Raw genomic sequence first — 20,668 nt, 5'->3', positions numbered from 1 at the left:
TCTCCAGTTCAGCGGTGGTGGGAGGCTCGGGATCGCAATCGCGCGGCCCCGTCGTGAGGGCGCGATGCGATGCCGCAGTGGTGCGGTGCCGCGAATCGACGCGCGACGCCCGGCGGCGGCAGCGCCGCGGCCGGTGCGTGGCGATTCGCCGGATTCGGGTGCCGGCGCGTGTCGTCAGCTTATGCGAATCGCACTGCGGTGCGTAGCGTGCGCGGACAGAACATAGTGTTCTCGTTCATCGAACGCGATGCGTGCGCGACGGGTTCGGCATCCCGCTAACATGAACGGCATGATCAGGAGCACTGACGGGTGCTGAAGGGACGGTCGACGCGCACGGATGCGCGGCCGGCAGCGCGGCACGCCCGATCCGGCGGCGCGGATCGGGACGCGTGAAACGGGATGGCGGGAAGGGAAAGCGCGAACGGCGCAGCGCAAGCCGGCGACGAACGTAGCGCGCGGTTTAGCGCCGCGCGCGGGCCTTGCCGGCGGAACGCATCGCAGGAGGCGCGCCGTCGGCGGCGGGCGCGGTGTCTTCCAGCACGAGTTGCGCGGTGACCGCGAAGTGCTGGCGCAGCAGCGCGCACGCACGATCGGCGTCGCGCGCGATCACGGCCTTCACGATCTCCTCGTGCTCGCGGCCCACATCGCGCTCGCCCGCATGCTGGCTGCGCAGCGACTGATGCCGGTAGCGCGCGGTCTGCGTGCGCAGCGTCGCCGCGAAGTGCTTGAGCCACTTCGAGCGGCAACCGGCCAGCAGCGTCGCGTGGAAATGGTCGTGCGCGCGCTCCCAGTCGGGGTTCATCCGCGGCGGCTCGTCGACGACGGTCGGCAGGCTGTTCACGAGGTGGAACGCCGCGAGCACCGACGCTTCCCATTCGAGGTTGCCGCTGTCGATCGCATCGCGCAGCGCCTCGGATTCGATGCACTGCCGCACCGACGTGATGTCCTCGAGATCCGCGCGGGACACCGGCGTCACGCGAAAACCGCGCTGGTCCTCCGCTTCGACGAAGCCGCTCATCGCGAGCCGCGACACGGCCTCGCGCAGCGGAATCACGCCGGCCTGGTAGCGGTCGGCGAGCTCCCGGATCTTCAGCTTGGAGCCGGGCGCGAGCGCGCCCGACACGATGTCCCGAAGAATGGTGTCGGCCAGTACCGACGCCATGGTGCGCGAGCCGCCGGTCGCGGCGTCGTCAAACGTCATGTCCACGAATATTTCCCTCCAGATGGACAAATTATATGCAGAACCGGGGGACGTATGCGAAGGCTAGGGTAAACATGCAAAGACGAAAATATATATATTTTATAAATTTGTATCTAAATCGCGGCCAGCCCGGCGGCGACCCTTGATCTGGAGATGTCATGCGTTACGTGAACTTTTCGCCCGATGGCCGCACGCGGAGGCTCGGCGTGCAGCGCGATTCGACCATCGTGTCGCTCGGCGACGCGACGCTCGAGCAGCTGCTCGCGAGCGGCACCGATCTGGCCGGCTTCGCCGACCGCCATGCGGCCGCCGGCCCGACCTTTCATGTCGACGAGGTCACGTGGCTGCCGCCGCTCACGCGCCCCGGCAAGATCATCTGCGTCGGCCTGAACTACGCGGACCACACGAAGGAAAGCCCGTACGAGCAGCCGTCGTATCCGACCCTGTTCCCGCGCTTCACGACGAGCCTGATCGGGCACGGCGCGGCGATGATCCGGCCGCGCGTATCGGATTCGCTGGACTTCGAAGGCGAGCTGGCCGTCGTGCTGAAGAGCGGCGGCCGTCATGTGCCGAAGGCGCGCGCGCTCGACTGCGTGGCCGGTTACTCGGTGTTCAACGACGGGTCGGTGCGCGAGTACCAGTTCAAGGCGCCGCAATGGACCGTCGGCAAGAACTTCGACGGCACGGGCGCGTTCGGCCCCGCGCTCGTGACGGCCGACGAACTGCCGGCGGGCGGCGCCGGGTTGCGGCTGGAAACGCGGCTGAACGGCAAGGTCGTGCAGTCGGCGAACACGAGCGACATGCTGTTCGACGTCGCGACGCTGATCGCGATCGTCAGCGAGGCGATCACGCTGGAAGCGGGCGACGTGATCGTCAGCGGCACGCCGGCCGGGATCGGCTGGGCGCGCGACCCGAAGCTGATCATGCGCGACGGCGACGTGTGCGAGGTCGAGATCGAAGGGCTCGGCATCCTGCGCAATCCGGTGCGCGACGAAGACGCGGCGCAATGAACGCCGGCCGTTGAACGGACCCAATCAAGAGACTGAGGAAGACATGAGACAGATTCGAGTTCCGGTATTCGTGGTCGGCGCCGGGCCGGCCGGCCTGACGACTGCGGCGCTGCTCGCGAAATACGGCGTCGACGTGCTGGCGATCACGCGCTATCCGGGCACCGCCCATTCGCCGCGCGCACACATCACGAACCAGCGCACCGTCGAGGTGTTCCGCGATCTCGGCATCGAGGACCGCGTGCGCGCGCTCGCGACGCCGAACGAGCTGATGACCAACAACGTGTGGGCGACCAGCTTCGCGGGCCGCGAGATCGCGCGGCTGCAGACCTGGGGTACCGGCACGCGGCGCAAGGCCGACTACGAGGCGGCCAGCCCGTCGCAGATGTGCAATGCACCGCAGCATCTGCTCGAGCCGGTGATCCTCGGCGCGGCGCGCGAGTACGGCGCGCGCATTCTGTTCAACACCGAACTCGTGTCGATTCGTCAGACGGACGACGCGGTGATCGCGCAACTCGTCGACGTCGTCACGCGCGAGGAAATCGAGGTGATCGCCGATTACGCCGTGGGCGCCGACGGCGCGCAAAGCCTCGTGGTCAAGCAGCTCGGCTTCGAACTCGACGGCGAAATGGGGCTCGGCTGCGCGGTGAACTGCTGGCTCGAGGTCGACCTCGCGAAATACACCGCGCACCGCCCCGGCGTGCTGTACTGGATGAACCAGCCGGGCAGCGACTACTGGGTCGGCTGCGGCACGTTCATCTGCGTGCGCCCGTGGAACGAATGGGTGCTGCTGTTCATGTACAACCCGAAGGACGGCGAACCCGACCTGAGCCACGACGCGGTGATCGCGCGGGCGCGCGCGACGATCGGCGACCCGGACATCCCGATCCGCGTGAAGGCCGTGTCGAAATGGACCATCAACCGGATGGTCGCGCGCACGATGGTGAAGGGCCGCGTCGCGATCGCCGGCGACGCCGCGCACCGCCATCCGCCGGCAAACGGCCTCGGCTCGAACACGTCGGTGCAGGACGCGTTCAACCTCGCATGGAAGCTCGCGATGATCGTGAAAGGCCAGGCGTCGCCCGCGCTGCTGCAGACCTATTCGGACGAACGTCAGCCGGTCGCCGAGACGGTCGTGAATCGTGCGATCAAATCGGTCGGCGAGATGCTGCCGATCGCGAAGGCACTCGGCTTCTCGGAAGGGCAGAGCGCGGAGGAAGGCTGGGCGGCGCTCGACGGGCTGTACGCCGAGGACGCCACCGGCCGCAAGCGTCGCAAGGCGCTCGCCGACGCGGTCGAGCTGCAGAACTACCAGTTCAACTGCCACGGCGTCGAACTCGGGCAGCACTACACGTCGGCGGCGATCGTGCGCGACGGCGCGACATTCCCGGTTCCGTCGCGCGACCCGGAGCTTTACTATCATCCGACGACGACGCCGGGCGCGACGATTCCGCATGCGTGGATCCAGCACGACGGCGAGCAGGTGTCGACGCTCGACCTCGTCGGCCGCGGCGCGTTTACGGTAATCACGGGCGCCGGCGGCCGCGCATGGCTCGACGCGGCGAAGCGGGTCGGCGACGAATTCGGGATCGAGATCCGCACGGTGTCGATCGCGCACGGCACGCCGACGTTCGACATCTACGGCGACTGGGCGCGGCAGCGCGAGATCGACGATCACGGCTGCGTGCTGGTGCGGCCCGACCGCTTCGTCGCGTGGCGATCGGAAGCGCTGGCCGACGATCCGGCCGGTGCGCTGCGCCGCGTGTTGTCGCGGATTCTCGGCCGCGCGACGCGCGCGCACGCGAACGCCGACACGGCCGCACTGGCCGAAGCGTAACGGAGACCGGCATGACGACTGCGACGACCACGACGACCGGCGCAACCCGCAAGCGGGCCCCGTTCGGCATCCACAGCATCGACCATTTCGCGCTCGACGTGCCGGGGCTCGCGGATGCCCGCCGTTTCGTGACGGCGTTCGGCTTCGACGTCGGCGAAGCCGGCGGCGAACTCCAGCTGCGCACGGAACCCGGCGGCCACGTATGGGCGACGCTGCGCGAGGGCCCGCGCAAGCGGCTCGCGTACCTGTCGCTGAATTGCTTCGCCGACGATTTCGCGCCGCTGCGCGCGCAGATACTCGACGCGGGCGCGCGCGCGGCGGCGCCGCAAGGACACGCGCCGGACGACGGCTTCTGGTTCGAGGATCCGGACGGCAACCTGCTGCAGCTGAAGACGGGGGCGAAGACGACGCCCGGATGCAAGCCGGTGCCGTGGCGCGCGGCCGGCATCCGGCCGCAGCGCGGTGCACTGTTTCGCGGCGACGCGCCGGTCGTGCATCCGGCGCGGCTGTCGCACGTGCTGATGTTCACGCCGGACATCGGCCGCGCGGTCGCGTTCTACGAAACGGCGCTCGGGCTGCGCCTGTCGGACGGCGCCGCCGGCATCGTCGCGTTCCTGCATGCGCGCCACGGCAGCGATCATCACCTGATCGCGTTCGCGCAGGGCAGCGCGAAGGGCTGGCATCACAGCGCCTGGGACGTGCCGGCCGTCGACGACGTCGGGCTCGGCAAGATGCAGATGCAGCGAGCCGGATACGTGCAAGGCTGGGGCGTCGGACGCCACGTGCTGGGCTCGAACTACTTCCAGTACGTGCGCGACCCGTGGGGTTCGTTCTGGGAGTATTCGGCCGACATCGACTATGTGGGCGCGGGCGTCGAATGGCCGGTGGGTGACCATCCGCCGGAGGACTCGCTGTACCTGTGGGGTCCGGACGTGCCCGACTACTTCTTCGAGAACACCGAAGCCGCCTGACCGGTATCGGACGCCGCCGGCCTGCGCTGGCGCGCTTCGTCGGGCCGTCCGTCCCGACGCCCCGGCGCATTTTCATTCTCGTCATATCAATCAGTACAACAAATCATATTTGGAGATCGCGATGGTCGGCAAGAAGACCTGTGCAATCGGCGTGCTCGCGCTCGGACATGCGTGCGCGGCATCCGCGCAGAGCAGCGTCACGCTGTTCGGCCTGCTCGATGCAGGCATCAGTTACGTCAGCAACGAAGGCGGCCACGGCGTCGCGAAGTTCGACGACGGCATTTTCACGCCGAGCCTCGTCGGGCTGCGCGGCAGCGAGGATATCGGCAGCGGCACGCATGTGATCTTTCAGCTGGTCAGCCAGATCGCGATCGGGTCGGGCGCGACGATCGGCGACGGGCTGTTCGCGCGCACCGCGTTCGTCGGTGTGCAGAACGACCGCTACGGCACCGTCACGCTCGGCAATCAGTACGAGTTCATGGCCGACACGCTGTTCTTCGGCGGCGTCGACGCGGCGCGCGACGTGGGCGGGCTCTACAACCTGCGCAACGGCCCGTTCCAGAAGCTCGCGTTGCCCGGCAATCCGACCGGCGCGTTCGACTGGGACCGGATGGCCGGCAGCCGGCGCGTCGCGAACGCGGTCAAGTACGTGAGCCCGGTGATCGGCGGATTGAAATTCGGCGCGCTGTACGGCTTCGGCGGCGTGCCCGGCAGCATCGGCGCGAACAACACGGTGAGCGTCGGCGCCGACTATTCGGCCGGCACGTTCGGCGCGGCCGCCGCCTATACGAACGAAAAATACGGCGCGCAGGCCGGGTCGCCCGCGACGAGCGTGCGCAACTGGGGTGCCGGGCTGCGCTACGGTTTCGGCGCGGCCAACGTGAGTGCGCTGTTCACGACGGTGCGCAACGCGGCATCGGGCGGCGCCGCGTGGATGACCGAGGTGGGCGGCACGTGGAAGCTGACGGGCGCGACGACGCTCGGCGCGGACTACATGTACATGAAGGGCAACGCGGCGCTCGACGACAACCACGCGCACCAGCTGACGGCCACCGTCCAGTACCGGCTGTCGAAGCGGACGATGGTCTACGCGAGCGGCGCATGGCAGCGCGCGAGCAGCGGCGCACGCGCGCAGATCAACGGCGTGCTGGATCCGGACGGCGCGTCGTCCGGCGCGAACCAGGCGATCGCCCGCATCGGCATGCACACCGTGTTCTGACCGCGCATCCCGCGCATCCCCTTGGAGAAACCAGATGAACAACGCACGCGTGTCCGGTCGGGACACCTCGTACGAATGGAAGATCGTCGCGCTGCTCGCGCTCGGATTCGGGCTCGTCGGCGTCGACCGCTTCATGATCATGCCGCTCTTTCCCGTGATGATGCGGGACCTGAAACTCGACTACCAGGATCTCGGCCACATCACGGCCGCGCTGTCGGTCGCGTGGGGCGTGTCGGCGCTCCTGACCGGCAATCTGTCCGACCGCTTCGGGCACCGCAAGGTCGTCATTCCGGCGATGCTCGCGTTCTCGCTGCTGGCCTGCGCGAGCGGGCTCGCGTGGGGCGTCGGCAGCCTGATGGCGATCCGCGCGGTGATGGGCTTCGCGGAAGGCGCGTACACGCCGTCGAGCATCACCGCGACGCTCGATGCGTCGGATCCCGCGCGCCACGGCCGCAACGTCGGCATCCAGCAGGCCGCGCTGCCGCTGCTCGGGCTCGGCATCGCGCCGATCGTCGTCACGCAGCTGATGCGCATCGTGCCGTGGCACTGGATCTTCGCGATGGTCGCGGTGCCGGGGCTCGTCGTATGCGCGCTGACGTGGAAGGTGCTGCGCGATACCAGCGCCGAGCGCGCGGCCGCGCACACCGGCACCGGCGACGCCGGCCGCCATCGCTGGCGCGACGTGCTGCGCTATCGCAACGTGCCGCTGTGCTTCGTCGGAATGTTGTGCTGGCTGACCTGCCTGATCGTGCTGAGCGCGCTGCTGCCGAACTACCTGACCGACTACCTGCACCTCGGTTTGCAGCAGATGGGTTTCGTGCTGTCTGCGACGGGCATCGGCGGCACGCTCGGCGGGATCGCGATGCCGGCGTTGTCCGACCGGATCGGCCGGCGGCCGGTGATGGTGCTGTCGGCGCTCGGTGCGTTCGGGTCGCTGTGGTGGTTTTCGCGCACGGGGGCCGATCCGGTCGCGCTGTTCGCGGGGCTGCTCGCGACAATCTTCTTCGTGTTCGCGATGATCACGCTGACGGTCGGGCCGATCAGCGCGGAAGCGGTCCCGGCGCAGCTGATGACCACCGCATCGGGCCTCGTGATCGGCGTCGGCGAGATCTTCGGCGGCGGCATCGCGCCGTCGGTCGCCGGCTACGTCGCGAAGCACTTCGGCATCCAGTACATCATGCAGCTCGGGATGGGTGCGCTGGTGCTCGGGCTGTTCGTCGCGCTGGCACTGAAGGAAACCGCGCCGGCGCGGATCGCGTCGACCGTTTCGCTCGCGAAGTCGTGACGGTCAGTGCCCTTGCCGGCCGTTGCTGCGCTCACGTGCGCAGCGGCGGCACCGCCGCGTCCGCGTGGCCGATGCGTGCGTCGGCCGGGTGGGGCGGCGCGTCGCACGCGAAGTCCGGCAACGCGCGCGACGGCAGCGTCATCACGAAGCGTGCGCCGCCGAGCGGCGAATCCTCGAGCCGCACGTCGCCGCCGTGCACGAGCGCGACGCGCCGCACGATCGCGAGCCCCAGACCGAACCCGCCGGTCTGCCGGTCGCGGCTCGAGTCGAGCCGCTGGAACGGTTCGAACACGCGCGTGCGGTCGGCGGCCGGAATGCCCGGACCGTCGTCGTCGACGCTCAGCACCAGCGCACCGGACGCGTCGTGCGTCGCGGACAGCAGGACCGTGCGCGACGCATAACGCGCGGCGTTGCGGATCAGGTTCAGCAGCGCACGTGCGACGAGTTTCGGATCGCATACGTGGGTCGCGGGCGCAGCGGTCGCCGATACGCCGAGCGTGAGGCCGCGGTCGGCGACGTCGTTCGCGACGTTGCCGGCGACGCTGTCGATCAGCGCGTCGACGACGACGTCCATCGGCGCGAGTTCGCTTGCGCCTTGCTCCAGCCGCCCGATGGTCAGCAACTCGGTGACGAGTTCGTCGAGTTCGCGCACGTCGCGCCGCAGTTCGTCGCGACGTGCGCGCATCCGGCCGCTGTCGTCGGAATCGGCGAGCAGCGCGAGCCCGAATTCGAGGCGGGCGAGCGGCGTCTTCAGCTCGTGCGAGATGCCGTGCATCATCTCGCGCTGCTGCTTGATCGACGCCTCGATTCGCTCGGCCATGTCGTTGAATTGCTGCGACAGCTCGTAGATGTTCGATCGCCCGGAGAGCTTTACGCGCGTCGACAGCTTGCCCGCGCCGAACGAGTGCGCGGCGGCCTGCAGCTTGCGCAGGTCGCGCCAGTGATACGAGATCCATAGCACGACGGCGAACAATGCCGCGAGTGCGGTCATCGCGTATGCGTAGATCTGGATGTCGAGGTCGGCCGTTGCGATCGGGCGGGCATGCAGGACAGAGCCGTCCGCGAGCGGCATGTAGTAATTACTGCGGTCGTAACTGATCGCGATCCGGCCGGCGTCCAGATCGCGCAGCGGCGCGCCGCTTAATCGGGCGCGGGCGTAGGCCATCGTCACGAAACCGAATCGCTCGTTGCCGTGCTGCGCGAGTTCACGCAGCGCGAGGGAGCGCTTCCCGCCCGGATGACGCTCGAGGTAGTCGTTCAGTACGAACGCGTAGGTGGTCAGCGCGTTGCGCTGCGCCTCCGCAACGCGCTCGTAGAAAATTCTGTCGAACGACCATTGAATGAATACGATCGCTGCGGCGCAGCACAGGATCACGATTAGATAAAGCTTGATCAACGAGCGCAGCATTCAGTCATCCCATGCAGAAGGGCTGAACAGGTAGCCGCGGCCCCAGATTGTCTTGATCCGTTGCGGCTCCGATGAAGCATCCTCGAAGCGTCGGCGTAGCTTCGAGATGCCCGAGTCGACCGAGCGGTCGATTCCGTCGAATTCGATCCCGCGCAGCTGCTTCAGGATCGCGTCGCGACTGAGCACCGTGCCGGCCGCGCGGGCGAGGATCAGCAGCAGATTGAACTCGGTGGTTTTCAGATCGACGAGTTGGCCGCGCCACGTGACCGTGCGGTTCGGTGATGAAATCGCCAGTTCGCCGAACACGAGCTCGTGCGCCGTGGTATCGGCGTGCGGATCCGATGTCGCGGGCTGCGCGCGACGCAACAGTGCGCGGGCCCGAGCCACGAGCACACGCGGCTCGATCGGCTTGGTCACGTAGTCGTCGGCGCCGATTTCGAGACCGGCGACCTGGTCGTAGACGTCGGCGCGCGCGGTAAGGATCAGCACGGGGACGTTGGTGAACGCGCGCATGCGCCGGCAGACTTCCATGCCGTCGAGGTGCGGCAGCATCAGGTCGAGTATCACGAGCGCGGGCCGGTGTTCGCGTACCGCAGCGACCGCGAGATCGCCGCGGCGCACGACCGTCACCTCGAACTCGTAGCCGTCGAGGTATTCGCGCACGAGGCGCGCGAGGCGGTCGTCATCCTCGATCAGCAGCACGCGATGTTTGAGCGGATTGTCGTTCATGGGTCTCCTCGAAATGCACGCGTCGTCCATCACCCCGCAGGCGACGCGCAGCGTGGCACGCGAATTCTATCCGCCGTTCCGAAGGCAGGGGGCGACGCCCGACAATCGGGAACATTCGAACACAATTGAGCACATATTTGCCGCAGATTCCGGACAGTCGCGCCGAACGACCGAACCTAGACTTCCGGCTCCTTCACTCTTGTCCAGATATCGTGCGTCCATCCCTCCGCTCCTTGCGCTGCTGCATGCCGATTGCCGGCGTCGCGCTCGTCTCCATGGCTCACGCCGAAAACCAGTACACGATCTCGCTCGGTGGCGGCTTCACCCCGCGCTACCAGGGGAGCAACCAGTATCGCGCGGTCGTCGGGCCGTCATTCTCCGCGATGTTCGGCAATGGGTTCTTCATCGATACCAACGCCGGCGCCGGCTATCGCCTGAAGCTGCCCAACGGTGCGTTCGTGTCGGCTGCGGTGGGCTACGACGCGGGCCGCACGGACGAAAACCGCTTCGGCCTGCCGGGCTCGGACCACCTGAAGGGAATGGGCCGGGTTCCGGGATCGGTGCTCGTCGGCTTGCGCGCCGGCGTGAAGCTGCTGGATGGCGGCGAACTGAGTATCGCGGTCGACGCGCCTGCCACGCATACGTCGCGCGGCTTGTCCGGCCATGTCGATCTCGCGGTGCCGGTGTTCGAGACTGGACGGCACACGTTGGTCGCGACGGGCAGCGTGCACGCAGGCACGGGGCGCTATATGCAGACGTTCTACGGTGTGACCGACGCGCAGTCGCTGGCGAGCGGGTTCAGGCCGTATTCGACGAGCGGTGGCGTCGACAGTGCGACGCTGTCTCTCGCGTGGAACTGGAACGTATCGCGGCACTGGTCGGTGCGCGCGACCGGCGGCTTCACGCGCCTGCTCGGGCGTTATGGCGACAGCCCGATCGTGCAGACGCGGAGCAACTACTACGGAATGGCCGGCGCGACGTACAAGTTCTGAACGGAACGCCGACGCGCATCGTACATGCGGGACGCCGACGCTCGTGCCGCCGTTGCCGCGGACCGCGTGCGGTAACATGCAGCGGGGTTCGGCGTGACGCCGGGCCTGCGATGCAGGTGCGTCGAAGCGGCTTGGCCGCGTCACGCAGTGCCGCCGTTCGCCCGCGGGCATCCGCCGGGATGCGGCCGCGGCGCGCCGAATCGATCACGCACGCAACGCCCGGCAGTGCAGACCATGCATCGTATGAAGGCCGGGCCGCGACACGGAGAAAACCGATGAAGAACACGATCGCGCTGATCGTCGCGCTCGTTGCGAGCGCAACCTTTGCAGGATGTGCGGACACGAACGCGAAACACCCGAATGCCACCGCCGGCGGCGCGGTGATGAACCCTGCGCCGTCCGGCGCCGCGGCCGCGTGCAAGGCGGACGCCGCGCCGGACGACGCGCTGATCGGCAAGACCGAGGCCGACGCGGCCGCGCTGCTCGACGGCTGCCTGTGGCGCGTGCTCGAGCGCGACGGCAAGTCGTTGCCGGGCACGATGGACTACCGCGCGGAGCGCCGCGATCTCGGCATTCGAGACGGGAAGGTGATCTGGGTACGGCGCGGCTAATCGAGGCGGCCGGCGGGGAATCGGTGCGATGAGGATCGAGCCGTGCGCATTGCCGCGTCGCGCGACCGGGCAGTTGCTTCGGGTTCGCGCTACCGCTGGCCGATATCGCGCGCGACCTGCCGGCCGAACAAGGCCCATCAACATCGCGCGGTCGGCGCGCGTGTTTCGGCGCGAACGGCGGGGCCGACCGGCCTTGCACGAGCGACATGAACGCGCCCGAACGTGCACCGAGCATGACGAAGTGATTGCCGCGCCGCGCATGCGACGCGCCGTTCGCATGCGCGTTACTTGGAGATGTACCAGAGCGCGTCCGCGGTGGCTCGCGTGGCCGGCGTGGCCGCAGCCGGTGCCTGTGTCGGTGCGGCCGGCACCGGTGCGTTCGACGTGACGGCAGTGGGCCAGGTGGCCGGTGCGTTCGACGAGCTGGACACGGGTGCCGTATTCGCCGTATTCGCGGTGCTTGCCGTCGATGCCGATCCCGACGTCGACGGCGTGTTCAGATACCACAGCGCATCGGCCGACGCCGTGCGCTTGGCCGACGCATTCGCGCCCGGCTGCTTCGCGGCCGGCGTCGCGGCAGCCGCAGCCGTCGCACCCGAGCGCGGCGCTCCGGCGGTCGCCCCCGCGCCCGCCTGCGCGGTCATCCCCGCCGCGCTGCGCTGCGCGCGCGCCTCGAACGGCCCGAGCTGGAAGATCAACGTTTGCGCGGGGCGCGTCAGAACGGCATACGGAAACTGCAGCTCCCACGACATCAGCACGCGGCCCGACGACGTTTCGGTGAAGATCGCCGGCACGTGTTTCATGTCGCTGAACTGCACGTAGATCCGCGCGCCGTCGTCGAACACCTGGGTCGGCTTCGCCTGGTCGGCGCCGGTGACGGTCCAGCCGAAGTTGTACGTGCCGGCCGGCCCGGCAGGGCCGCCTTGCGGCTGCGGCTGCGGCGGCGGGGCGGCCGGTGCGAGCGTGCGGGGACGCGCGACGGGCGGCGCCGACACGCTCAGGCTCGCGAACGGGTTGTACGCCTGCACCTGTTGCGGCGGCGTGAAGGAGGGCGGCAGGATGGGCATGGGAGTATCCGGCGAATCCGGCAGGGTCCGGATTGCATCATAGACCTTGCGCGCATACGCGAGGCGCTTGTCGGGCGACGCGGAGTTGTACGCGCCGATCGCGTTCCAGTTCGGGCCGAGCTGGCGGATGTTCTGCGACAGGATCCACGCGCCGACATACGCGTTCGTGCAGGCATCGAACAGGCTTTCGCGCGTGATCCCTTCGCGCGCGAGCGTCGGCAGCCACGTGCTGTTGATCTGCATCAGCCCGATGTCGACTGTGCCGTTCGTGTTGGTGTTGACGGCGTTCGGGTTCATTCCCGATTCGACCTGCGCGATGCCGCGCAGCAAGCTCACGCTGACCTTCTGGAACGTGGCTGCGTCGTCGAGGCAGTCGGCCCGCGCGAGCCCCGGCAGCGCGCACGACAGCGCGATCGTCGCGGCGAGCGTCGGCGTGGCATGGCTGATCGAACGGATGGTCTGACGCGGCATGACAGGATGGGGCGGAATCCGGCCGCCCGGTGCAAGGAAATTACGCAGACGCGAAGTGTGCCATAGCGAAAGGGCAAATGGCTCGCATCAAACTTTCCTTTGCAATTTCCGACGCATTTGGCGCGTATTTTCGTGCATGCCGGGATCGCGGCGCGACGTAATGGAATCGGTAAAAAGGCGGGTTTTTCGCGCGCAGGCGAATCGGCGATCGCCGTCGCGATCCTGACGCCGCGCGTCAGTTGCGCCGCGAATGCGGCAATGAATGGATGACCGACGCCGCGCAAACGCAGTCCGGAAACGAAAACGGCGGCCGCGGCCGCCGTGTCGGTGGGTTGCGCTGCGCAGTGCGGCAGCCGCAATCGGCAATGCGATTCCGGCCGGCCGCGCGATAACCCGCGCAGCCGGCCGACGTCGCTCAGAAGCGGTGACGCAGGCCGAGGTTGACCATCGTCTGCGAGCTCGTGCCCGCATAGCCGTACGACCCGATCGACGCCTGCGCGGCCATCGACCCGCCGTTGCCGTCGCCGGTCTGGCCGCTCGCGTGCTGGTACGCGGCGGTCAGGTACACGTCGGTGCGCTTCGACAGCGTGTAGTCCGCGCCGGCCGACACCTGGTGATAGGTCGCCGACGTATCGCCGCCCGAGCGCGTATAGCTGTAGCCGACGCCGACGAGCAGCGCATTGGTCGCCTGGTAATTCACGAAGCCCTGGCCGGTGTTGTAGTGCTCGTTCGAGTTGAACACCGAGCTCGCGTCGCGGCGGTACTGCGCGTTGCTGTAGCCGACGCCGAACGTGAACGGTCCGGCGACGTACTGGCCCGCGATGCGTGCGATGCCGATCGAATGCGCGCTCGCATAGCCGTTGTTGATCGGGCCGTCGAAGGTGCCGTCCGACGAGCTGGTCCAGCCGTTGCGCAGCCCGTTCGACGCGGGGCTGTTGGTCGCGTGGAAGTAGCCGCCCGCGACGCTGAACGGCCCGTTGTTGTACGACACGGCCGCCGAATACGACTGCGCGGCGCCGGTGCTGCCGGCGATCCCGCCGAACGAGTACATCGCGGAGAACTGCAGACCCGCGTAGACGGCCGACGTGTACTTCACCGCGTTGTCGACGCGGAAGCTGTTGTCGTAGTTGTCGACGTCACCCGGCGTCGCGAACACGCTGCCGAGATAGTTGTCCGCGGTGATGCCCTGCACGAGGTCGACGAGCGGATCGTACTGGCGGCCGAACGTCAGCGTGCCGTAACGGTCGCTCGTCAGCCCGACGAACGCCTGCCGGCCGAACAGGCGGCTGCCCTGGCCCTGGCGGCCGGTGCTCGGATCGAAGCCGTTCTCGAGCTGGAACAGCGCCTTCAGCCCGCCGCCGAGATCCTCGGTGCCCTTCACGCCCCAGCGGCTGCCGGCGAGGTTGCCCGCGCTGCTGTTGCCGAGCATCCACGCGTTGTCCTTGCCCTGCGCGTGATTCACGTACGTGATCGACGTGTCGATCACGCCGTACAGCGTGACGCTCGATTGCGCATGCGCGGCCGGCATCGCGGCGAGTGCCGCGAGCGACATCAGCGAGAGGGTTGTGCGTTTCATGTCATCTCCTTGCGTATTGGTTTGGGGGCGGGTTTGCGTGCGTTTGCTTGCCTGAACCGGAATGGCAGGAGACTACAGAGCCGCCGTCGAACGGCAAAAATGAAATTCTCCGATGTGACCTAAAGCAGACAGCCGCATGCTGCGGGAAGGTTCATTGAGAGATTCGCATTATTGAGCGGCGTGCATCAATCGCGTTCAATTTCGGAATGGAGGGATTCGCGCATTGCCGGATTCGAGATAATTCCGCGCGATTTTCGGCGGAATTTCGACGGACGGACGTTCATCGCCGATTCGTCAATGGTTTATTTAATGAATCGAATCGCGCGAGGCCGCCCGGTTATGTTATCGCGCGTGTCGCGCGCGGGTGTTGTCATCACCCGCTGCGTTGCGACCGCGGGGCGGCGCACCGTCGGCGCGAGTGGCGTGTGCGGTTTTGTATATAATAATCATTCTCATTTACAAACCTGCCACCTGCGTGCCCTGGAACCCGGCCATGTCCGCTGACAAGCTGTCCCTCCATCGAGAAATCGACGCCCTTTATGCCGGCCATCACGCATGGTTGCGCGGCTGGCTGAGCCGGAAGCTCGGTTGCGCGCATCGCGCGGCCGATCTCGCGCACGACACCTTCATGCGGCTGCTCGCGCGCGACGAGCCGATCGGCGCGAACGAGCCGCGCGCGTTCCTGACGACGGTCGCGCAGCGCGTGCTGTCGAACCACTGGCGCCGCGAGCAGATCGAGCGCGCGTATCTCGACGTGCTCGCGCAGCGTCCGGAAGCGTCGGTGCCGTCGCCGGAGGAACGCGCCGTCGTGTTCGAGACGCTGCTCGAGATCGACCGGCTGCTCGACGGGCTGCCGGTCGCTGCGAAACGCGCGTTCCTGCTCGCGCAGCTCGACGGGCTCACGCAGGCCGAGATCGCGCGCGAACTCGGCGTGTCGCTCGCGACGGTGAAGCGCTATCTCGTGAAGGCCGGCACGCAGTGCTTCTTCGCGATGGCGGCCTGACCGATGGCCGCCCCGGGAATGCCGGCGGTGCCGCCGCAAGTCGCACGCCGCGCGGTCGAGTGGTGGGTCGACCGGCAGGCCGGCCGCGGCGACGATGCGTTCGCGGCCGCGCTCGCGCGCTGGCGCGCCGAGGATCCGGCGCACGACGCGGCATGGCGTCATCTCGAAACGATGGAAGCACGCATCGGGCGGCTCGCGGCCGGGCTCGACGCGCAGGCCGCGCACGCGGCGCTGCTGCCGCCGCGTTCGGGCCGCCGTCGCGCGGCGGTGAAGGCGCTGGCCGTGCTGCTGTTCTCCGGCACGGCGGCGTGGATGGCCGATCCGGTGCGGCGTGCGGCGATCTGGCCGGCGGACCTGCGTACCGCGGTCGGCGAACGGCGCACGGTGACGCTTGCCGATCGCACGGTCGTCGTGCTCGATACCGATACCGCGCTCGACGTGCGCTTCGATGACACCGCACGCCGGCTGCGCGTGCTGCGCGGCACGATCATGGTGACGAGCGGCCACGATCCGCGCAGCCCTGCGCGGCCGCTGGTCGTCGCGACCGCGCAAGGCGAGCTGCGTCCGCTCGGCACGCGTTTCGCGGTGCGGCAGCACGACGGCGCGACGCGCATCGAGGTGTTCGCGGGCGCCGTGCGCGTGCAGCCCGTCGATGCTACGGCCGGCACGCGCGTGATCGCGGCGGGCGAGGGCGCGGATTTCACGCGCGACGCGATCGGCGCGGCCGCGCCGCTGGATCGGTATGCGTCGGCGTGGACGGCGGGCATGCTCGTCGCATCGAGAATGCGGCTCGCGGATCTCGTCGCCGAACTCGACCGCTATCGTCGCGGCAGCCTGCGTTGCGATGCGGCGGTGGCCGACCTGCGCGTGTCGGGCACCTATCCGCTCGACGATCCCGCGCGCGTGCTCGATACGCTGAAGGCGACGCTGCCGATCGACGTTGCCTACGTCACGCGCTACTGGGCAACGGTCGTGCCGGCCCGTTCGTGAGTCCTCCGGAAATTTTTTTTGTTTCGCTGAGCTGTTTCCCGATGTTCGCGTGACATGGGTAGTGAAAGCAGCACTGGCCCATCGTTCACCGACTCCTCGATCATGGTTTCGACCCGTTCTACGTATCGGCGCCGCACCGCGCGCGCCCGTCATCTGCCGCGCGCGTCGCGCCCGGCTACATCCGCCGCACCTGCCGCATCTGCGGCAGCGCGCGTATCCGGCCGGGTCGCGCGCCGGCTGGCCGGCGCCGTCCTGCTGTCGGCGCTGCTGCCGCTGCCGGCGCAGGCCGACACCGATGCCGATCCGGCGGCCGCTGCCCCGAGCGCATCGCGCCGCGCGTTCGACATTCCGGCCGGTCCGCTCGAAGCGGCGCTGAACCGGTTCGGACGCGACGCCGGCATCCTGCTCGCGTTCCCCGCGGAACTGACCGCCGGCCGCACGAGCGGCGGCGTACATGGGCGCTTCGACGTCGACGCCGCACTCGACCGGCTGCTCGCGGGCACGGGGCTCGTCGCGCTGCGCCAGCGGGGCGGCGGCTATACGCTGATGCGCGCGAACGGCTCGGTCGCGCCGGCCGCGGCAGCCGGCACCGACGCGGCCGCCGAGCTGCCGACGATCACCGTGCGCGGCAGCGCGCTGCGCGCGGAAAGCTACCGGCCGGCGAAGGAGGCCGGCGTGTTGCGCACCGACATCCCGCTGCTCGACACCGCGCAGGCCGTCAACGTCGTGCCCGCGCAGGTGCTGCGCGACCAGCGCCCGCGCAATCTCGACGATGCGCTCGGCAACGTGAGCGGCATCACGCAGGGCAACACGCTCGCCGGCACGCAGGACACCGTCATGAAACGCGGCTTCGGCGACAACCGCGACGGCTCGGTCATGCGCAACGGGATGCCGATCGTGCAAGGGCGCTCGTTCAACGCGGCCGTCGATACCGTCGAGGTGCTGAAGGGGCCGACGTCGCTGCTGTACGGGCTGATGGATCCTGGCGGCGTGGTGAACGTCGTCAGCAAGCAGCCGCAGCTCGCGCGCTACAACGCGGTGTCGCTCGGCGCGTCGACGTTCGGGCACGGCAGGAACGGCGGCAGCGCGACCTTCGACTCGACGGGGCGGATCGGCGATTCGCCGCTCGCGTACCGGCTCATCGTCGACCAGTCGAACGAGCAGTACTGGCGCAACTTCGGCGAATACCGGCAGACCTTCGTCGCGCCGTCGCTCGCGTGGTACGGCCGCGATACGCAGGTCGTCGTGTCGTACGAATACCGGAAGTTCCATTCGCCGTTCGATCGCGGCACCGCGCTCGATCCGCGCACCAACGCACCGCTCGACATTCCGGCGCGGCGGCGCATCGACGAGCCGTTCAACAACATGGACGGCGAATCGCATCTCGCGCAGCTGAGCGTCGATCACCAGTTCAACGCGGACTGGAGCGCGCACTTCGGCTACAGCTACAACCGCGAGACCTACGACGCGAACCAGTTGCGCACGACCGGCGTCGACCCGGTGACGGGCACGCTGTCGCGCAGCAACGACGCGACGCACGGCTCGCTCAGCACCGACAGCTACGGGATCGGTTACGTGAACGGCAAGCTGACGCTCGCGGGGATGCGCCACGACGTGCAGGTCGGCTTCGATACCGAATACCGCCGCATCTACCGCAAGGACATGCTGCGCCAGGCGGTGAAGACGCCGTTCAGCTACGTTAATCCGGTGTACGGACTGCTGCCGCCGTCGAGCACCGTTTCCGCGAGCGACAGCGATCAGACCGACACGCTGCACGATGCATCCGCGTTCTTCCAGGATACCGTTCACGTGACCGACAAGTGGATCGTGTCGGGCGGGCTGCGCTACATCACGTACAACCAGGTCGCCGGGCGCGGCCGGCCGTTCAACGCGAACACCGACCTCAGCGGCTCGAAGTGGCTGCCGCGCGCGGGCGTCGTCTACAAGTGGACCGATGCGTTCTCGCTGTACGGCAGCTATTCGCGGTCGCTGAAGCCGTCGTCGTCGATTGCGCCGATGACGTCGGGCTACGTGATCGACGCCGCGACGCCGCCCGAGGAAGCGACCGCATGGGAAGTCGGCGGCAAGCTCGACCTGCCGGGCGGGATGACGGGCACGCTCGCGCTGTTCAACATCGACAAGAAGAACGTGCTCGTGTCGCAGTTCAACGATACGACGAAGCTGACCGACTGGCGCACGTCGGGCAGCGCGCGTTCGCGCGGGATCGAGCTCGACCTGTCCGGCAAGATCGGCGAACGCGTGAACGTGATCGCGAGCTATGCGTACATCGACGCGAAAACCACCGAGGATCCGAAATACACGGGCAACCGGCTGTGGAACGTCGCGCGCCATACGGCGTCGCTCGCGGCCGTCTACGACGTCGGCACGCTGCTCGGCGGCGACGACCTGCGCATCGGCGCGGCCGCGCGTTACGTCGGTGCGCGGCCCGGCGATTCGGCGAACAGCTTCACGCTGCCGTCGTACGTGCTCGCGGATGCGTTCGCGACGTACGACACGCGGCTCGGCAAGCAGAAGCTGTCGTTCCAGCTGAACGTGAAGAACCTGTTCAACCGCACGTATTACCCGTCGAGCGCGAACCGCTACTTCGTCGCGGTCGGCGATGCGCGACAGGTGTCGCTGCTGACCACGCTGCAGTTCTGAACGTGCAATGCACGCCATTCATTTGATCGCGCAATCGTTGCGTGGCGCGGATCGCGCAAGGCGGCGCGCGGCTTCGGAGAACGAAATATGAACGGAAACATCAAGGCTGGCGCCGTGCGCGCCGCCGGCACCGGCATGCGACGTCGCGCATTGCGCTCACTGGCGGGCGCGGCATGCTTGTGGTGCGCGGGATTGTCGGCGAGCGCGCCTGCCGCCGCGGCCGAGGCTGCTGCCGCTGCGGCGCCGCCCGTCACCCGCGTCGCGATGCTCGTGCAGTTGCGCGGCCCGAACCTGAAGGTCGACGAACGGATCGGCCAGCATCTCGGCGAGCGCGGCTATGCGGTGCGGCTGATCGACGAGAGCGCGACGCCCGACGCGGCGCGCGATGCCGATCTCGTCGTGATCTCGTCGACGGTGTCGTCGAAGAACGTGCGGCCGGGCTGGCGCACGCTCGACAAGCCGCTCGTCACGTGGGAGAACGACCTGCTCGACGACCTCGCGATGACGGGCAAGCGCCACGACGTCGACTTCGGCGAAACGGGCAAGGAACGCCATGTGTGGCTCGTCAACGCGCCGCATCCGATCGCGGCCGGCTTGCCGGCCGGCGCGGTCAATGTGTACGGCAAGCAGGCGCCGATGAGCTGGGGCAGGCCGGGGCTCGGCGCGATCACGATCGCGACCGTGTACGGGCAACCGGACAAGGCGGCGGTGTTCGCGTACGAGAAGGGCGCGACGATGGACTACGAAGCGCTGGCGCCCGCACGCCGCGTGATGTTCTTCCTCGACAACGACACGTTCGCGAACCTGTCGCCGGCCGGGCTCGCGCTGTTCGACGCGGCGGTCGATTGGGCGGCGGGGCGGCGCTGACCCGACGCGGTGCGTCGGGCGCGTTCCGCGGCGGCGAGCGTGCAGCAGATGACGGGCGCGCGCGGCACCGCCAGCGTCCATCCGCATTGAGTGCGAGAATGCGGCCTTCGGCCGGCGCGCATCGCGCCGCTCACCAGGGAACCCGTATGGACAGTCACATCGCACCGGTGGAGCTGAAGAAAGCCTACCGTCTCCTCAACCACGGCCCGACCGTGCTCGTGTCGGCCCGCCACGACGGCGTCGACAACGTGATGGCCGCCGCATGGGCGTGCGCGCTCGACTTCCTGCCGCCGAAGCTGACCGTCGTGCTCGACAAGTCCGCGAAGACGCGCGCGCTCGTCGAGCGCAGCGGCATGTTCGTGATCCAGGTACCGACGGCCGCGCAGCTGCGGCTCACGCATGCGGTCGGCAGCCACAGTCTCGCCGAGCGTCCCGACAAGCTGCGCGAAGCAGGCGTCACGCTGTTCGACGTCGACGGTCACGACCTGCCGTTCGTCGCCGGTTGCTCGGGCTGGCTCGCGTGCAAGCTGATTCCGGAGCCGCACAACCAGCAGACCTACGACCTGTTCATCGGCGAGGTGATTGGCGCGTGGTCCGACACGCGCGTGTTCCGCGACGGCCACTGGTATTTCGAATCGGCCGATCCGGCGCTGCGCAGCCTGCACTACATCGCCGGCGGCAACTTCTACGCGATCGGCGAATCGCTGCACGTCGATCCGGATCGGACGGACCCGCAGTAAGCGCCGCGGCACCACCGTTTCGTCGTCCGAAGC

18 protein-coding genes are annotated in these 20,668 nt (G+C 68.3%); 13 read left to right on the top strand and 5 right to left on the bottom strand.

The genetic code is table 11. From position 1 onward, the window contains the following. Positions 1 to 460: 460 nt before the first annotated feature. A complete protein-coding gene (locus tag Q3A80_RS23370; RefSeq protein WP_221623830.1) occupies positions 461 to 1,201 on the bottom strand; it encodes a GntR family transcriptional regulator in 741 nt (246 codons plus the stop codon). Positions 1,202 to 1,359: 158 nt separating this feature from the next. Between Q3A80_RS23370 and Q3A80_RS23365 the strand changes: the two genes are divergently transcribed. The 5 genes from Q3A80_RS23365 to Q3A80_RS23345 all read left to right on the top strand — a co-directional run bounded on the left by Q3A80_RS23365 (position 1,360) and on the right by Q3A80_RS23345 (position 7,520). Further along, a complete protein-coding gene (locus tag Q3A80_RS23365) occupies positions 1,360 to 2,211 on the top strand; it encodes a fumarylacetoacetate hydrolase family protein (protein ID WP_446331237.1) in 852 nt (283 codons plus the stop codon). 43 nt (positions 2,212 to 2,254) lie between these two features. Then, entirely contained in the window at positions 2,255 to 4,045 is a 1,791-nt protein-coding gene (locus tag Q3A80_RS23360; RefSeq protein ID WP_446331236.1) for an FAD-dependent monooxygenase, read from the top strand. 11 nt (positions 4,046 to 4,056) lie between these two features. Next, positions 4,057 to 5,016, top strand: a complete 960-nt coding sequence (locus Q3A80_RS23355; RefSeq protein ID WP_446331235.1) for a VOC family protein — start codon at positions 4,057 to 4,059, stop codon at positions 5,014 to 5,016. 121 nt (positions 5,017 to 5,137) lie between these two features. Then, complete coding sequence (locus Q3A80_RS23350; RefSeq protein ID WP_446331234.1) at positions 5,138 to 6,235, top strand: porin; 1,098 nt, start codon at positions 5,138 to 5,140, stop codon at positions 6,233 to 6,235. Between the two features lie 34 nt (positions 6,236 to 6,269). After that, entirely contained in the window at positions 6,270 to 7,520 is a 1,251-nt protein-coding gene (locus Q3A80_RS23345) for an MFS transporter (protein WP_446331233.1), read from the top strand. Positions 7,521 to 7,551: 31 nt separating this feature from the next. On the opposite strand, the gene Q3A80_RS23340 is transcribed toward Q3A80_RS23345, so the two are convergent. Together Q3A80_RS23340 and Q3A80_RS23335 are read right to left on the bottom strand one after the other, a co-directional pair. Next, the gene (locus tag Q3A80_RS23340) at positions 7,552 to 8,928 is read right to left on the bottom strand and encodes an ATP-binding protein (protein WP_446331232.1); all 1,377 of its coding nucleotides are present in this window, start codon (positions 8,926 to 8,928) and stop codon (positions 7,552 to 7,554) included. Beyond that, a complete protein-coding gene (locus Q3A80_RS23335; protein WP_446331231.1) occupies positions 8,929 to 9,657 on the bottom strand; it encodes a response regulator in 729 nt (242 codons plus the stop codon). 245 nt (positions 9,658 to 9,902) lie between these two features. Here Q3A80_RS23335 and Q3A80_RS23330 point away from each other — a divergent pair, with 245 nt between their 5' ends. Together Q3A80_RS23330 and Q3A80_RS23325 are read left to right on the top strand one after the other, a co-directional pair. Then, positions 9,903 to 10,649 (top strand): MipA/OmpV family protein, encoded by a 747-nt coding sequence (locus Q3A80_RS23330; RefSeq protein ID WP_446331230.1) that lies wholly within the window; start codon positions 9,903 to 9,905, stop codon positions 10,647 to 10,649. A 275-nt stretch (positions 10,650 to 10,924) separates the two neighbouring features. Then, entirely contained in the window at positions 10,925 to 11,260 is a 336-nt protein-coding gene (locus Q3A80_RS23325; RefSeq protein WP_446331229.1) for a hypothetical protein, read from the top strand. Positions 11,261 to 11,544: 284 nt separating this feature from the next. Here Q3A80_RS23325 and Q3A80_RS23320 read toward each other — a convergent pair whose 3' ends face one another. Beyond that, entirely contained in the window at positions 11,545 to 12,798 is a 1,254-nt protein-coding gene (locus Q3A80_RS23320; RefSeq protein ID WP_446331228.1) for a lytic transglycosylase domain-containing protein, read from the bottom strand. A gap of 99 nt (positions 12,799 to 12,897) precedes the next feature. Between Q3A80_RS23320 and Q3A80_RS23315 the strand changes: the two genes are divergently transcribed. Then, positions 12,898 to 13,068, top strand: a complete 171-nt coding sequence (locus Q3A80_RS23315; protein ID WP_446331227.1) for a hypothetical protein — start codon at positions 12,898 to 12,900, stop codon at positions 13,066 to 13,068. Between the two features lie 145 nt (positions 13,069 to 13,213). Here the strand turns inward: Q3A80_RS23315 and Q3A80_RS23310 are convergent, their stop codons facing one another. Further along, positions 13,214 to 14,374 (bottom strand): porin, encoded by a 1,161-nt coding sequence (locus Q3A80_RS23310; protein WP_446331226.1) that lies wholly within the window; start codon positions 14,372 to 14,374, stop codon positions 13,214 to 13,216. 493 nt (positions 14,375 to 14,867) lie between these two features. Between Q3A80_RS23310 and Q3A80_RS23305 the strand changes: the two genes are divergently transcribed. The 5 genes from Q3A80_RS23305 to Q3A80_RS23285 all read left to right on the top strand — a co-directional run bounded on the left by Q3A80_RS23305 (position 14,868) and on the right by Q3A80_RS23285 (position 20,635). Continuing rightward, positions 14,868 to 15,377, top strand: a complete 510-nt coding sequence (locus Q3A80_RS23305) for a sigma-70 family RNA polymerase sigma factor (protein ID WP_446331225.1) — start codon at positions 14,868 to 14,870, stop codon at positions 15,375 to 15,377. A gap of 3 nt (positions 15,378 to 15,380) precedes the next feature. After that, positions 15,381 to 16,367 carry a FecR domain-containing protein gene (locus Q3A80_RS23300; RefSeq protein ID WP_446331224.1) on the top strand — a complete coding sequence of 329 codons (987 nt, stop codon included), beginning with the start codon at positions 15,381 to 15,383 and terminating at the stop codon, positions 16,365 to 16,367. A 54-nt stretch (positions 16,368 to 16,421) separates the two neighbouring features. Next, positions 16,422 to 19,028, top strand: a complete 2,607-nt coding sequence (locus Q3A80_RS23295; RefSeq protein WP_446331223.1) for a TonB-dependent siderophore receptor — start codon at positions 16,422 to 16,424, stop codon at positions 19,026 to 19,028. Between the two features lie 87 nt (positions 19,029 to 19,115). After that, entirely contained in the window at positions 19,116 to 19,895 is a 780-nt protein-coding gene (locus tag Q3A80_RS23290) for a hypothetical protein (RefSeq protein WP_446331222.1), read from the top strand. 146 nt (positions 19,896 to 20,041) lie between these two features. Next, complete coding sequence (locus Q3A80_RS23285; protein WP_446331221.1) at positions 20,042 to 20,635, top strand: flavin reductase family protein; 594 nt, start codon at positions 20,042 to 20,044, stop codon at positions 20,633 to 20,635. The last annotated feature ends 33 nt before the right edge of the window (positions 20,636 to 20,668 follow it).

This window comes from Burkholderia sp. SR8 (assembly GCF_052851275.1).
This window is presented reverse-complemented; position numbering and strand designations above follow the sequence as displayed.